The sequence below is a fragment of the Streptomyces sp. NPDC043876 genome, from assembly GCF_056435825.1.
Map to the genome: position 1 here is coordinate 71,986 of NZ_JBWKDV010000009.1, position 14,065 is coordinate 86,050.

The 14,065-nt window shown below is 73.1% G+C and carries 14 protein-coding genes; 5 read left to right on the plus strand and 9 right to left on the minus strand.

What is annotated here, in order from left to right; all coding sequences use genetic code 11:
- Positions 1 to 44 precede the first annotated feature (44 nt).
- The 3 genes from AC0693_RS26395 to AC0693_RS26405 are packed head-to-tail and all read right to left on the minus strand — an operon-like array spanning position 45 to position 2,592.
- Positions 45 to 740: a response regulator gene (locus tag AC0693_RS26395; protein WP_469317880.1), complete on the minus strand. Its 696-nt coding sequence runs from the start codon at positions 738 to 740 to the stop codon at positions 45 to 47.
- Positions 737 to 1,966 (minus strand): sensor histidine kinase, encoded by a 1,230-nt coding sequence (locus tag AC0693_RS26400; protein ID WP_478803072.1) that lies wholly within the window; start codon positions 1,964 to 1,966, stop codon positions 737 to 739. The genes AC0693_RS26395 and AC0693_RS26400 overlap by 4 nt, the downstream gene beginning before the upstream one ends.
- A gap of 53 nt (positions 1,967 to 2,019) precedes the next feature.
- Positions 2,020 to 2,592 (minus strand): cob(I)yrinic acid a,c-diamide adenosyltransferase, encoded by a 573-nt coding sequence (locus tag AC0693_RS26405; RefSeq protein WP_356408202.1) that lies wholly within the window; start codon positions 2,590 to 2,592, stop codon positions 2,020 to 2,022.
- 191 nt (positions 2,593 to 2,783) lie between these two features.
- Here AC0693_RS26405 and AC0693_RS26410 point away from each other — a divergent pair, with 191 nt between their 5' ends.
- The 3 genes from AC0693_RS26410 to AC0693_RS26420 all read left to right on the plus strand — a co-directional run bounded on the left by AC0693_RS26410 (position 2,784) and on the right by AC0693_RS26420 (position 6,705).
- Positions 2,784 to 3,632 carry a 3-hydroxyacyl-CoA dehydrogenase family protein gene (locus tag AC0693_RS26410; RefSeq protein WP_354382874.1) on the plus strand — a complete coding sequence of 283 codons (849 nt, stop codon included), beginning with the start codon at positions 2,784 to 2,786 and terminating at the stop codon, positions 3,630 to 3,632.
- A 210-nt stretch (positions 3,633 to 3,842) separates the two neighbouring features.
- Positions 3,843 to 4,166, plus strand: a complete 324-nt coding sequence (locus AC0693_RS26415; protein WP_283448577.1) for an STAS domain-containing protein — start codon at positions 3,843 to 3,845, stop codon at positions 4,164 to 4,166.
- A gap of 223 nt (positions 4,167 to 4,389) precedes the next feature.
- Positions 4,390 to 6,705, plus strand: coding sequence for an ATP-binding cassette domain-containing protein (locus tag AC0693_RS26420; protein WP_478803073.1), 2,316 nt, complete (start codon positions 4,390 to 4,392; stop codon positions 6,703 to 6,705).
- Between the two features lie 106 nt (positions 6,706 to 6,811).
- Here AC0693_RS26420 and nucS read toward each other — a convergent pair whose 3' ends face one another.
- Positions 6,812 to 7,483: an endonuclease NucS gene (gene nucS, locus AC0693_RS26425; protein ID WP_356408196.1), complete on the minus strand. Its 672-nt coding sequence runs from the start codon at positions 7,481 to 7,483 to the stop codon at positions 6,812 to 6,814.
- 220 nt (positions 7,484 to 7,703) lie between these two features.
- Here nucS and AC0693_RS26430 point away from each other — a divergent pair, with 220 nt between their 5' ends.
- Positions 7,704 to 8,096, plus strand: coding sequence for an SCO5389 family protein (locus AC0693_RS26430; protein ID WP_330332675.1), 393 nt, complete (start codon positions 7,704 to 7,706; stop codon positions 8,094 to 8,096).
- A 120-nt stretch (positions 8,097 to 8,216) separates the two neighbouring features.
- Here AC0693_RS26430 and AC0693_RS26435 read toward each other — a convergent pair whose 3' ends face one another.
- Positions 8,217 to 9,272, minus strand: a complete 1,056-nt coding sequence (locus AC0693_RS26435; RefSeq protein ID WP_356408193.1) for an LLM class flavin-dependent oxidoreductase — start codon at positions 9,270 to 9,272, stop codon at positions 8,217 to 8,219.
- 221 nt (positions 9,273 to 9,493) lie between these two features.
- Between AC0693_RS26435 and AC0693_RS26440 the strand changes: the two genes are divergently transcribed.
- Complete coding sequence (locus AC0693_RS26440; RefSeq protein ID WP_356408190.1) at positions 9,494 to 9,838, plus strand: ATP/GTP-binding protein; 345 nt, start codon at positions 9,494 to 9,496, stop codon at positions 9,836 to 9,838.
- 22 nt (positions 9,839 to 9,860) lie between these two features.
- Here AC0693_RS26440 and AC0693_RS26445 read toward each other — a convergent pair whose 3' ends face one another.
- The 4 genes from AC0693_RS26445 to AC0693_RS26460 form a co-directional block, all read right to left on the minus strand.
- Positions 9,861 to 10,709, minus strand: coding sequence for an ABC transporter permease (locus AC0693_RS26445; protein ID WP_356408187.1), 849 nt, complete (start codon positions 10,707 to 10,709; stop codon positions 9,861 to 9,863).
- Complete coding sequence (locus AC0693_RS26450) at positions 10,706 to 11,917, minus strand: ABC transporter ATP-binding protein (RefSeq protein WP_478803074.1); 1,212 nt, start codon at positions 11,915 to 11,917, stop codon at positions 10,706 to 10,708. Before AC0693_RS26450 ends, AC0693_RS26445 begins: the two co-directional genes overlap by 4 nt.
- Before the next feature lie 226 nt (positions 11,918 to 12,143).
- The gene (locus AC0693_RS26455) at positions 12,144 to 12,923 is read right to left on the minus strand and encodes an ABC transporter permease (RefSeq protein ID WP_469317886.1); all 780 of its coding nucleotides are present in this window, start codon (positions 12,921 to 12,923) and stop codon (positions 12,144 to 12,146) included.
- A 2-nt stretch (positions 12,924 to 12,925) separates the two neighbouring features.
- Positions 12,926 to 13,999, minus strand: coding sequence for an ATP-binding cassette domain-containing protein (locus AC0693_RS26460; RefSeq protein WP_478803075.1), 1,074 nt, complete (start codon positions 13,997 to 13,999; stop codon positions 12,926 to 12,928).
- Between the last annotated feature and the right edge of the window lie 66 nt (positions 14,000 to 14,065).

A 14,065-nucleotide genomic window follows, 5' to 3' on the forward strand; every position in this document is an offset into this window, starting at 1 on the left:
ACCGTCAAGAGGTCCAGACCTCCGCTCCGGCTCCGCACAAGAATTCAGTGCACCAGGCCCAACTCCTGTGCCAGCACTGCTGCTTGGACCCGGCTGCGCAGTTCCAGCTTGCCCAGCAGCCTGCTGACGTGGGTCTTCACCGTGGCCTCCGCCATCTCCAGCCGGACCGCGATCTCCGCGTTCGAGAGCCCGCCGCCCAGGCAGCCGAGCACCTCCCGCTCCCGCCGGGTCAGCGACTCCAGCGCCGCGGCCGTCTCCGGCGGGACCGGCGGGCGCCGGTCCGCCGGAGCGGCGAACTCCGCGATCAGCCGCCGGGTCACGGCGGGGGCGATCAGCCCCTCGCCGCGCGCGACCGTCCGGACCGCCTCGACGAGTTCCCGGGCCTCCGTGTCCTTCAGCAGGAACCCCGCCGCGCCCGCGCGCAGCGCCCCGAAGACGTACTCGTCCAGGTCGAAGGTGGTCAGGACGAGGACGTCCGCCAGCCCCTCGGCGACCACCTGCCGGGTCGCCGAGACCCCGTCCAGGCGCGGCATCTGCACGTCCATCAGCACCACGTCCGGCCGCAGCTCCCGGGCCAGGCGCACCGCCTCCAGCCCGTCACCGGCCTCGCCCGCCACCTCGATGCCGTCCGCGCTGCGCAGGATCAGCACCAGCCCGGCGCGCACCGCGGCCTGGTCCTCGGCCACCAGGACCCGTACGGGGCGCGCCCCGGGGCCCGTCGTCGTTCCGCTCGTCGTCATTCGGCCACCCTCTCCTCGGCGGGCAGGACCGCCCGCACCCGCCATGTCGCGGCGCCCGGCCGGCCCGCTCCCGCAGCCCCCGCCCCGGCCGCCCCGGCCGAGAAGCTGCCGCCCAGCAGCTCCGCCCGCTCGCGCATCCCCACCAGCCCGGCGCCCGACCCCGGCGCGCGCGGCCCGGCGGCCCGGCCGCCGTACGGGGAGTCCACGTCCACGCGCAGCAGTCCGCCCGAGCGGGCGACCCGGACCGTGACCGTGCCGGGGGAGGCGTGCTTGACCGCGTTCGTCAGGGACTCCTGGACGATCCGGTACGCCGCCAGCTCCACCGGAGCGGGCAGCGCCGGGGCCGGTTCCCCGCGGGGCGCCCGGTCGTCGTGCAGCACGAAGGCGAGCCCGCTCGCCGCGCCGTTCGTACAGGCCTGCTCCACCAAGGTCCCCAGCGCGTCCAGCGACGGCACCGCCGCCACCTCCCCCGCCGCGCCCGCGTCCCGCAGCAGGCCGATCAGCCGGCGCATTTCGGCCAGCCCCTGGACGCTGTTCTCCCGGATCACCCCGAGCGCCTCGCGGCTGGTCGCGGGGGAGTCGATGGAGAGCGCGGCGGTGGAGTGGATGGCGATCGCCGACAGGTGATTGGCGACCATGTCGTGCAGCTCGCGGGCCATCCGCGCGCGCTCGGCGGCCACCGCCTGGCTCCGGTCCATCTCGGCCAGCAGCGCCGTCTGCTCGGCGCGCAGCCGCGCCGCCACCGCGGCCTCGCGGTGATTGCGCAGGGTGGCCCCGGTCAGGGCCGGCGCGAAGCAGACGATGCCGGTGAGCGCGCCGACGAGCAGGCCCTGCGGGGTGCGCAGCCAGGCCACGGCGGTGATCGTGACGACCACGGTGACCAGGCCGGTCGTGACCGGAAGCCACCGGGCCATGGCGGGCTTGCCGTAGACCACGGCGGCGTACATCAGGTCCGTGAAGATCAGCACGGTGACCAGGGAGCCCACCGTGAACTGGTCGGCGACGATCCCGACCGTGCCCACCGCGAGGGTCACCCGCGGCGCGGAGCGGCGCAGCGGTTCCATCGCGCCGAGGCACACCAGCGGGACCAGCGCGGCCCACGGGGGCAGCACGTGCCGGGTCGCGTTGCTGTGCACGCCGAGGGCCCACAGCAGGACGCCCACGAGGACGCTGACCACGCCGAGCAGGACGTCGTCGCGGTGCGGGCGCGGGATCCGCGGGGTCACGGCGTCCTCCGGAGGGACGGCGTCCTCCGGAGGGGCGGCCGGCCGACGGGAGGTCAGCGCTCGCCGCCCGGCACCCACAGCACGTCCCCGACCTCCTTGTTGGCCGTGCGCGCCAGGATGAACAGGAGGTCCGAGAGCCGGTTGAGGTAGGTGGCGGTGAGCGGGTTCATCGACTCGCCGTGCACCTCCAGCGCCGCCCAGGTGGAGCGCTCGGCGCGCCGGACCACCGTGCACGCCTGGTGCAGCAGGGCCGCCCCGGGGGCCCCGCCGGGCAGGATGAAGCTGCGCAGCTTCTCCAGCCGCTCGTTGAAGGCGTCGCAGTCCGCCTCCAGCTTGTCGATGTAGAACTGCTCCACGCGCAGCGGCGGGTACTGGGGGTCCTCCACCACCGGGGTGCACAGGTCGGCGCCCACGTCGAACAGGTCGTTCTGCACCCGGACCAGTACCTTGACGACGTCCTCGGCGAGCGCGCCGAGCGCGATCGCCGCCCCGATGGCCGCGTTGGCCTCGTTGGCGTCGGCGTACGCGGAGATCCGCAGGTCGGTCTTGGCCGTACGGCTCATGTCGCCGAGGGCGGTCGTGCCCTGGTCGCCGGTACGGGTGTAGATGCGCGTGAGGTTCACCATGCGGTCAGCCTAGTTCGCGTCAACTGCGGCCCCTCGCCGCAGTGCTGGGCCGTACCGGTGTGATGTCCGTCATCTGAGACGTGACGCGTGTTACTTCCCGGTCATCGGACCCGTCCCGGACGCTACTCTCCGCCGGAGAGGACTAGAGACCGGGCCGAGACCGGGCCGTCTGGAAGAACGTGGGGTGTGAAGTGGCTGGGAAGCTCGCCGTCATCGGTGCCGGACTCATGGGTTCGGGGATCGCGCAGGTCTCCGCACAGGCGGGCTGGGACGTCGTCCTGCGCGACGTCACGGACGCCGCGCTGACCCGCGGCACCGACGGCATCAAGGCCTCGTACGACCGGTTCGTCGCCAAGGGCAAGCTGAGCGCCGAGGACGCCGAGGCCGCGCTGGCGCGCATCACCACGAGCACCGACCTCGACGCGGTCGCCGACGCCGACATCGTCGTCGAGGCCGTCTTCGAGAAGCTCGAGGTCAAGCACGAGATCTTCCGCGCCCTCGACAAGCTCGTGCGCGAGGACGCCATCCTCGCCTCCAACACCTCCGCCATCCCGATCACCAAGATCGCGGCCGTGACGGAGCGTCCGGAGCGGGTCGTCGGCGCGCACTTCTTCTCGCCCGTCCCGATGATGCAGCTGTGCGAGCTGGTGCGCGGCTACAAGACGAGCGACGAGACCCTCGCCACCACCCGCGCCTTCGCCGAGTCCGTCGGCAAGACCTGCATCGTCGTCAACCGCGACGTCGCCGGGTTCGTGACGACCCGTCTGATCTCGGCGCTCGTCGTCGAGGCCGCGAAGCTGTACGAATCGGGCGTCGCCTCCGCCGAGGACATCGACATCGCCTGCAAGCTGGGCTTCGGGCACGCCATGGGCCCGCTGGCCACGGCCGACCTGACGGGTGTGGACATCCTGCTCCACGCCACCAGCAACATCTACACGGAGTCCCAGGACGAGAAGTTCGCGCCGCCGGAGCTGATGCGCCGGATGGTGGACGCCGGTGACATCGGCCGCAAGAGCGGGCAGGGCTTCTACAAGCACTGAGCACGAGCAGGGGCGACACCGTTCGAATGCCCTCACCCGACAGGGTGAATTAGGTATCGGTTCGCTCACGGTCGGCAACTTCCCTGCCCCCCGGGCAGTCAGTTGCAGTGAGAGTTGCCGACCACGGCCCCCATCGGAGACGGCCCGTCGGGCACGGCTCCTCGGACACGGCCATCGGACCACGCACACGCCGCACTGCCGGGAGCACACATGCACATCAGGGGCGACCACGCCGAACTCGCAGTCGGGGGCCGCCTCGACGTGCGCAGCGCGGCGGACGCCCGTACGGCCTTCCACACCGCGCTCGACGACGGCGTCGGAGACCTCGTGCTCGACCTGACGGGGCTCGACTCCTGGGACGCGACCGGACTGGGCGTCATCATGGGCGCGCACCGGCGGGCCGGGCGGACGGGGCGCCGTCTCGTACTGCGCGGGGTTCCGCCGCAGATGCAGCGGTTGCTCGTGGCCACGCGGCTGCACCGGATCCTCGCGATCGAGGGCGGACTGGAAGCGGAATCGCTTCCTCGGGTGTGACGTCCGGGGGTGGCCGAAAGGCGACGCTTTCCGGGCCCCCGCGGCGCCGTACGGCAGGGACGTCGGCGGACGAATCGTGACGCTCCGGGCGCCCGGGCACCCCTGAGGTTCCGGGACGGGCCGAGAACGTCTAGGGTTCGGGCGAAACCGGACCAGTAGCGGCAGCGGCGTGTGCGAAGGCCGGGCGGGACGACGGCGCACGACGCGATCGGGAGACATGGTCATGGACACTGTGGACGAGGGCTCCGGCCTCCTGGATGCGGCCGCCTCCTCCTCCGCCACCGGGCCCGCGCGGGTGGTCCGGCTCGCGGTCGGCGACTACGTGCTGACGGTCAATCCCGTCGACGGGAGCGAGATCGAGACCCGGCGGGGCGACGAACCGGAGGGCGAAGCTCCGGCCCGCCGCGACGCGGCCTCCCGCGCCGCCCTGGACGCCGCCGGACGGCCTCCCGCCCCTCCCGGCGCCCCCAAGACCGCCCCGGCCCCGCTGGAGCGCGACGAGGAGCGCGAGCGGCTCGTCCGGCTCCTCGGACGAGGGCGTTCCGTCCGGCTCACCGGCCCCGCCGGATCCGGTCGCACCACCCTCCTCGACGCCGTCGCCGGAGACTGCGCGGACCTCGCGCCCGACGGGGTCGTGCGGCTCTGCGGACACCGGCAGACCCCCACCGAGCTGCTGTACGCGCTGTACTCCGTGGTGTACGCCCCCTCGGACGGCTTCCCCGAACGGCCCGCGCGCCCCGAACTCCTGCGGTGGGTCGGACAGATCGGCGCCGTAGTCCTCCTCGACGACCTCGACTTCGGCGGCGCCGCGCTGGAAGAGCTGCTGCGCGCCACGCCCGAATGCGCCTGGCTGCTGGCCGCGACCCCGGACACCCCGGCCCCCTCCGACCGCTCCCACCTGGAAGAGGTCTTCCTCGGCGGGCTCGGCCGGGCCGCGTGCGTGGAACTGCTCGAACGCGCCGTCGGCCGGCCGCTGACCGAGCTGGAGAGCGCCTGGGCGGGGGACCTGCGCTTCGCCTCCGAGGGGCTCGCGCTGCGCTTCGTCCAGGCCGGCGGGCTGCTGCGGCAGCGCGATGAACTGAACCGGAGCGCCGAGGACGCCGACGGGGACGAGCCCGGCGTCTTCGAGGGCCCCCCGCGCAAGGCCGCACCGGTCCCGCTGCCGACCCTCGCCGAGGGCGCCGCCCCGGCGGAACTGCTGGCCTCGCGGGTCAGCGAGTCGGCGCGGGCCGCGCTGCGCTTCGCCTGCGCCCTGGACGAGGAGATGCCGCACCCCGCGCACCTGCCCGCGCTGGTGGGGGACACCCACGCGGACGCGGCGGTCGCGGAGCTGCTGGCCTGCGGGCTGCTGACCGCTTCGGGGAGCCGCTACCGGCTGGCCCCCGGGGTCGCCCGCCAGCTCGCCGCATCCGGGTTCGTCCCCTCCGGCGAGGCGCTGACGGCGGCCCGGCACTACGCCTGGTGGACCGGGCACACGTCGGTCACGCCGGAGCGGGTGGCCGCCGAGGGGGACGCGGTGCTCGCGGCCCTGGCGGGCGCCGACGTGGTGGCGGCGGTCCTGCTGGCCCGTACGGCCGCACCCGCCTTCGCCGCCTCACTGCACTGGGGAGCCTGGGAGCGCGTGCTACGGGCCGGGGCCGAGGCCGCCCGCACGGCGGGGGAGGTCGCGGAACAGGCGTACTTCCACCACGAACTCGGCGTCCTGGCCCTGTGCGGCGACCGGCTGGACCGGGCCCGCGCCGAACTGGAGACCTCCAACGGCCTGCGCGGCGCGCTCGCCGACAAGCGCGGCACGGTGGCGGGCCGCAGGGCCCTCGCCCTGGTCACGGACCGGGAGGCGGCGGGCCCGCGGCTCTCGCCCCCGCTGCGCCTGGAACCGCCCGCTCCCGCGGGGGCCGAGGCGCAGACCGAGGCGTTCCCGCTGGTGCGCGTCGCACCGGTGCCCGCGGTGCCCCCGGCGGCGGCCTTCGCGGAGACCTTCCCGCTGGACGCGAAGCCGGTGCCCGCACCCGTGACCGTACGCGTGCCGCTGACCCGGCCCGTGCGGCCCGCGACCCCGCAGTGGCACCGCCGTCCGGCGGCCCTGGCGGCGGGCGGCGTCCTCGCGGTGCTGGCGCTGGGCACGGTGGTGAGCTTCGCGATCTCCTCGGGGGAGGCGCCGGCTCCCCGGCACCCCGGTTCCGCGACCCCCTCGTCCTCCGCGCCGGACACCAGCGGGAACGATCCTGCACCGGCTCCCGCTCCCGCCGATCCCGCGGCTTCCCCGTCCACCTCCGGTTCGGCCGACGCGCCGCCCGCCCCCGGCGGTTCGCCGCAGGGAGCCTCCGGCTCGCCGTCGGCCCCCGCCCCCGGGAACGGGGCCTCGCGCCGCCCGGTGTCGAAGCCCCCGTCGGCACCGGCTTCGAGTAGGCCGACCCCGTCCGCCACCGCGTCGAACTCCGGGTCTCCTACGCCACCGGCCTCGACGTCGCCCACCCCGTCCGCCTCCACGTCGCCCCCCGCCACGACCCAGCTCTCCCCGCCCGCCGCCACGCCTTGACCCCGCGCCGGAACGCGCACGCCCCCTCCCGTCGATGACGGAAGGGGGCGCGCGAGGGGGAGCGGGGCCGCGGCGGGGCCCGGGCCGGGGACGGATCAGGTCAAGATCAGAAGAGGCGCAGCTTGTCGTCCTCGATGCCGCGCATCGCGTTGTAGTCGAGCACCACGCACTCCATGCCGCGGTCCGTCGCCAGCACGCGCGCCTGCGGCTTGATCTCCTGGGCCGCGTAGACGCCGCGGACCGGCGCGAGGTGCGGGTCGCGGTTCAGCAGTTCCAGGTAGCGGGTCAGCTGCTCCACGCCGTCGATCTCGCCGCGCCGCTTGATCTCCACGGCCACCGTCGCGCCCTTGGCGTCCCGGCACAGGATGTCGACCGGCCCGATCGCCGTCATGTATTCGCGGCGGATCAGCGTGAAGCCCTCGCCGAGGGTCTCGATCCGGTCGGCCAGCAGTTCCTGGAGGTGGGCCTCCACGCCGTCCTTGATCAGGCCCGGGTCGACGCCCAGCTCGTGGGAGGAGTCGTGGATGACTTCCTCCATCGTGATGATGAGCTTCTCGCCCGCCTTGTTGACGACGGTCCAGACACCGGCCTCCTCCCCGCTCCCCTCCTTGAGGGTGCAGGGCGGGGACATCCAGTTGAGCGGTTTGTACGCCCGGTCGTCCGCGTGGATCGAGACACTGCCGTCGGCCTTCACGAGGATCAGACGGGGTGCCGAGGGCAGATGGGCGGTGAGCCGGCCCGCGTAATCGACGGAGCAGCGGGCAATGACGAGACGCATGGTCGGCAACGCTACTCGACGAGAAGGCCTGCACGCGATTCGCCCCCGAAAGCCCCGTTCGCGGATGGCGCGTTGTATGCGCATTCTCCTGGTGCGGTACCCACCGGGCGCCTACCGTGGTGAGCGGGAGGTCGCCGTACGTGCACGCTGCGTCGCGGTTTCCCTTCCCTGCCCGTAAGGCTCCGGTCACCAAACGGCCGGGGTCGCGAGAGGAGAACCCATGTCGCTCGACGTCTCACCGGCCCTACTTGAACAGGCCGAGCGAGGCGAGGTCGACGAAGCCGCCTTCGTCGACTGCGTCCGGACCTCCCTGCCTTTCGCCTGGGAGATGATCAGCTCGTTGGTGGCCCAACTGAAGGTCGACGGTGGCGAGTTCGCCGACAACCAGACGCCGCCGCCCAACGAGCAGGCGCGCGGCCAGCTGCTGCGCGCACTCGCGAGTGACGCGATACGCGGTGCGCTGCAGCGGCACTTCGGGGTGCGTCTGGCATTCCAGAACTGTCACCGTGTGGCGGTGTTCCCGCTGGATCCCGCGGTGGACGACCGGCTGGCCAAGTTCACGTCCATCAGGGGCCAGCTGCTCAACCAGTCTCCGGAACTCCGGGACTGCTAGTGACGTGAGCCTTCGCTGCCGCTCCGTACCGCGGGAGGTGCGACTGGTACCGGAGCGGCAGCCAAGGCCCGGCGGTCCGGCGCGGCGCGGTGCGCGGTACGGGGCGGTGGCGGGCCCGGCTCAGCCCAGCAGCGGCAGGACCTCGACGCCCAGGCGCCGGACGTTCTCCTCGGTGCCCGCGAGGTCGCCGCAGCCCTCGGTCAGGAGGGCGAAGCGGGTGATGCCGGTGCGTTCGGAGGTGGCCGCCAGCCGGTCCGCCGCCAGCTCGGGCGTGCCCACGGGGTGCAGCTCGCACAGCAGCTCCGTGTAGGCGACGGGATCCCGCATCGCGCGCGCCCGCCCGTCCACCGTCACGTGCGCGTCGAGCCCCTGCTTGAGCCACCCGGGCATCGCCTTCAGCAGGGCCTCGCGGGCGTCCGCCGTGCGGTCCGCGAGCTGGCAGACCCCGGCGGACACGTGCCCGGCGGCCAGGACCCGGTCCCGCGGGTGCCCGGCGGCCAGCGCCGCCTCCCGCCACAGCGCGACCATCGCCGCCTTGTCCTCGTCCCCGCAGTGCATGCCGAGCAGCATCGGCAGCAGCCGCTCTGCGGCGAGCCGGACGGAGGCGGGGGAGGTGCAGGCGACGATCACCTCCGGGCCACCGCCGTCCGCGTCCTCGTCCAGGGCGTCCAGGGACTCCGACGGGCGCGGTACGACGGCCACCTCGCGGAAGCCGTACCGCTGCCCGGGAGCCGGCACGGCCGCCACGCTCGGCTCGGTCAGCCACCGCCGCAGCAGGTCCAGGGCCGCCGGGAACCCGTGCTCGTACGCTTCCAGGCCGCCGCCGAACACCTCCAGGTCCACCCAGGGCCCGCCCCGGCCCACCCCGAGGGTGAACCTGCCGCCCGAGGTGAGGTGCAGCAACGCGGCCTGCTCGCCGAGCGCCACCGGATGCACGTTCGGCAGGACGCTGACCGCCGTCCCCACCCGCAGCCGCCGGGTCCGGCCCAGCAGCAGGGCGGCCAGGGTCACCGCCGAGGGGCACACCCCGTACGGGACGAAGTGGTGCTCGGCCAGCCAGACCGAGTCCAGCCCGGCCTCCTCGGCCACTTCGGCGGTCCGTACCGCCCGGTGCAGGGCCTCGCCCGACCCCTGGCCGGGGAACTGGGCCCCCAGCACGAACGCTCCTACGCGCATCGCCTTCTCCTCCTCGCGGCTGACGCGGCCTCCCCAGGCGGACCGGCTCTCATGAGACACCGTCTGGTGGCAACAACGTCTGACACGTGCCAAAGGCACGGCCTCACAGGAAAGTTATTGGGATTGTCGGGGAATCGTCTTCGGCCACCCTGCGGGTACCCGGGCTCGCTGCGCGTAGTCTGGAGAAAAGTCCTGTCCGTCCCCCGACCCGTGAGGTATACGTGTCACCGCGCCACAACCGCCCCCGGGGCGGCGAGAGCCCAGCCGACCGATCCGGCACGGACTCGGGCCGCGGCCCGGGGCTGGAGCGGTACGGACTGGAGCGCACGGAGGAGTACCAGGGCGAGGAGTGGAAGGTCCGGCACGTCGCGGGCGCGAGCGCCGCGGGCAAGCGCTACCGCTGCCCCGGCTGCGACCAGGAGATCCCCTCCGGGATGCCGCACCTGGTGGCCTGGCCCGAGTACGGCGGCGTGGACGACCGCAGGCACTGGCACAAGGCCTGCTGGAACGCGAAGGACCGCCGCACCTCGCGGGTGCAGCGGTCGCGCAACGCTCCCCGGTACTGACCTCCGCGCCCGGCGGCGGCCCTCACACGTCGCGGCGCCGGACCACCACGTACGAGGCGGCCACCGCGGCGCCGGTCACCACGAGGAGCAGCGCCAGCTGGACCACCTTGCTCGGCAGGCCGGCGGTGCCCACCTCCGGCATGCCGAAGAGCTGCATCAGCGCCACCGGCGCGTTGTAGTTGAGGACCAGCGTGCCGAGCGGCTGCGAGGCCTCCCAGGCGCTGAGCATCCCCCCTATCACCGGCGGCAGGGTCACCACGCCGAGCATCACGGCGATCGCCCCGGCCGAGTGCCGCACGAGGGCGCCCACCGCGAGCGCGAGCAGGCCGAGCAGGGTCACGTACACGCTGACCGCCAGGGCCGAGACCCAGGCGCCGTCGTCGTGCGGACCGGCATCGGGACCGCCGTGCGCGATCGCCGCCGCGATCCCCACCAGGAAGATGGACCCGGCCACCGTGAGGAAGGCGACCGCGCCGAAGACGAGGTACTTCGCGCTCAGCACGCGGTGCCGGTCGGGCGCGGCGGCGAAGGTCGTCCGGACCAGGCCGGTCCCGTACTCGGAGGTGATCGTCAGCACCCCGAGGACCATCACCGAGAGCTGGCCGACGAGCAGGCCGAACAGCGCGGGCGCGGTGTACGGCATGTTCCGGTAGTTCACGTCCTGGGTCTGCGAGACGAAGACCAGCCCGATCCCGACCACCGTCACCACCAGGGAGCCGATCGTCCACAGGGTGGAGCGGACCGAGATCATCTTGGTCCACTCCGAGGCCAGGGCGTGGCCCAGGTGCGGGCGCGGCGTGGGCAGCGGGGCGCTGTTGCCCGCCGCGCCCGGCCGCGGCGGCCGCTGCTGCGTGCTGGTCGGCGGGGTCATCGGGAGTCCTCGGGGTCGTTCTTGACGGTCCGGGCCAGGTCGCCGGGGCTGCTCGGCATCAGGAAGGCGGGAGCGCGTCCGGCGGCCTCGGGCCCCGGAGCGGGCGCGGCGCCCGGGGACGCGGAAGCGGACCCGGGGGAGCCCGCGGTCCCGGTGGGCGCGGGCGCGCCGTCGGCCGCCGGGGGGGCGGGCACGTACCAGCCCTCGTGGGGCACGGCCGGCGGGGCGGGGTCGTCCTCCCAGGCCGGCACGGTCAGCGGCGGCGGCTCGAACAGCTCGGCCCGCGGGTCGTCGGTGGAGGTGTACTCGACCGAGCCGTGGGTCATGCGCATGTAGGCCTCTTCGAGCGAGGCCCGGTGCGGGGACAGCTCCCACAGCCGTACGCCGGCGCCGTGCGCGAGATCGGAGATGCGCGGCAGCTCCAGCCCGGTCACCCGCAGGGCGCCGTCCGGCTCGGTGAGGACGCGCGCGCCCGCCTCGGCGAGGAGCCGGGAGAGGGCCGCGGCGTCCCCGGGGGCGTCGGCGGAGGTGCGGACCCGAGCGAATCCGGCCGAATTGTGCGCGATGAACTCCTGCACGCCCATGTCGGCCAGCAGCCGCCCGCGCCCGATGACGATCAGGTGGTCGGCGGTCACCGCCATCTCGCTCATCAGGTGCGAGGAGACGAAGACGGTGCGGCCCTCCGCGGCCAGCTGCTTCATGAGGGTGCGGACCCAGAGGATGCCCTCGGGGTCGAGCCCGTTGACCGGCTCGTCGAAGAGCAGCACCTGCGGATCCCCGAGCAGGGCCGCCGCGATCCCGAGCCGCTGGCCCATGCCGAGGGAGAAGCCCTTGGTGCGCCGGCGGGCCACGTCCTGGAGGCCGACCACGTGCAGCACCTCGTCCACGCGCTTCTCCGGGATCCCGGACAGCTGGGCGAGGGCGAGCAGGTGGGTGCGGGCCCGGCGGCCGCCGTGGACGGCCTTGGCGTCGAGCAGGGCGCCGACGTTGCGCTGCGCGTTCGGCAGCTCGCGGAAGGGGGCGCCGTTGATCGTGACGTGTCCGGCGGTGGGCCGGTCGAGGCCGAGGATCATGCGCATGGTGGTCGACTTGCCCGACCCGTTGGGTCCCAGGAACCCGGTCACGTGACCCGGCCTGACCTGGAAGGAGAGCTGGTCGACGGCGGTCTTGGCGCCGAAGCGCTTGGTCAGGCCGACTGCCTCGATCATTCCTTGTCCCTTGCCAGGCTGGCGAGATTCGCCCGCGTAAGGCTTAAGAGGATATCGAGCCTCGTACGGTTCCACCCGCTGCCGATCCCTGAGCTACCCCTGAGATGCGACCCGGGGCCGCCCCTGAGAAGGGACGGCCCCGGGTCGGCCGCGAGGTGGACGCGGCGTACGGATCAGGTCGTACGGACCGGTCGCGGGGACCGGTCGTACGGTCAGGCCGTACGGATCAGGCGTCGCGGTTCTTCAGGACGAGGTAGCCGCCGACGAGCGCGGCCAGGACCCACAGGCCCATGATGCCGAGGCCGCCCCACGGCCCGTACGGCGCCGCCGCGCTGTCCATCGCGCCCGGCACCACCTGCATGATCTTGGAGCCGGCCTGGTCGGGGAAGTACTGCGCGACCTTGCGGGTGGCGCTGACCGCGCCCAGGATCGGCGAGACCAGGAAGAAGAACGGCATGAGGATGCCGAGCGAGAGCATCGAGCTGCGCAGGATGGTCGCCACGGCCATCGAGAACAGGGCGGTCAGGGCCATGTAGAGCCCGGCGCCGATGACCGCGCGCAGGACGCCCGTCTCGCCGATGCCGATGCTGTGGCTGCCCAGGATGGCCTGGCCGAGGAAGAAGGACAGGAAGCTGGTCAGCAGGCCGACGATCAGCGCCAGCCCGGTGGCCGCGGTGAGCTTGGCGGCCAGGAAGTTCGCCCGGCCCGGCACGGCGGCCAGTGAGGTGCGGATCATGCCCGTGCTGTATTCGCTGCCGACCACCAGGACCCCGAAGACGATCATGGCGAGCTGGCCGAGGGTCATCCCGGCGAAGCTGGCCAGCGTCGGGTCGAAGGTGAGCTGCTGGGCCTGGTCCATGTCCTTGAACGTGGCGTTGAAGACCGCGCACAGGCCGGCGCTGACGCCGACCGTGACGACCAGCGCGGAGATCAGGGTCCAGATCGTGGAGGAGACCGTACGGATCTTGGTCCACTCGGACTGGAGAACGGCGGGGAAGGAAGCCATGGTCACTCGCCGCCCTTGCGCTGCGCGTCGAAACCGGCGCCCCAGGCGGGGACGTCGGCGGGCCGGGCCGGGTTGTCACCGGGCAGGCCGGGACCACCGGGCGGGCCGCTCGCGGGGTGTCCGGGTCCGATGGGGTGTCCGGGTCCGATGGGGTGTCCGGGCGCACCGGACGCGTGGGCGTGGTACTCGACCGAGTCGGCCGTCATGCGCATGAACGCTTCTTCCAGGGAGGCCCGCTGCGGGCTGAGTTCGTGCAGCACGATCCGGTGCTGGGCCGCCAGTTCGCCGAGCTGTTCGGCGCTCGCGTCGTCGATCTCCAGGGAGCCGGTGCCCGGCACGTCGATCGCCGCGATGCCCGCCTCGTGCAGGACGTCCTTGAGCCGCTCCTGCTGCGGGGAGCGCAGGCGCACGTAACTGCGCGAGTTCTGGTGGATGAAATCGGCCATCGAGGTGTCGGCGAGCAGCCGGCCCTGCCCGATCACGATCAAATGGTCCGCGGTCACGGCCATTTCACTCATCAGGTGGGAGGAAACGAAGATCGTCCTTCCCTCCGAGGCCAGGCTCTTCATGAGATTGCGGATCCAGAGAATTCCCTCGGGGTCCAGACCATTGACGGGTTCGTCGAACATCAGGATTTCCGGATCACCGAGCAGCGCGGAGGCGATTCCCAGCCGCTGCCCCATGCCCAGTGAAAATCCTTTGGACTTCTTCTTGGCGACGCTCGACAGGCCGACCAGGTCGAGCACTTCGGAGACCCGGCTCGTCGGGATCCGGTTCGACTGGGCCAGGCACAAGAGGTTGTTGTAGGCGCTGCGTCCGCCGTTCATCGCCTTCGCGTCCAGCAGCGCGCCGATGTACTTCAGCGGTTCCGGCAGGTCCCGGTAGTGCTTGCCGTCGATCCTGACCGAACCGCTGGTCGGGTTGTCGAGGTCGAGCATCATGCGCATGGTCGTGGACTTGCCCGCCCCGTTGGGGCCGAGGAAGCCGGTCACCACCCCCGGTCTGACCTGGAAGCTGAGGTTGTCCACGGCGGTCTTCGCGCCGAATCGTTTGGTAAGGCCCTCAAGCTCGATCATGCGGGCCACGCTAGAACGCCTCAGGGCCTTGCGCCACCTCAAAAAGGTGTCACAAGGCCCTGGAAT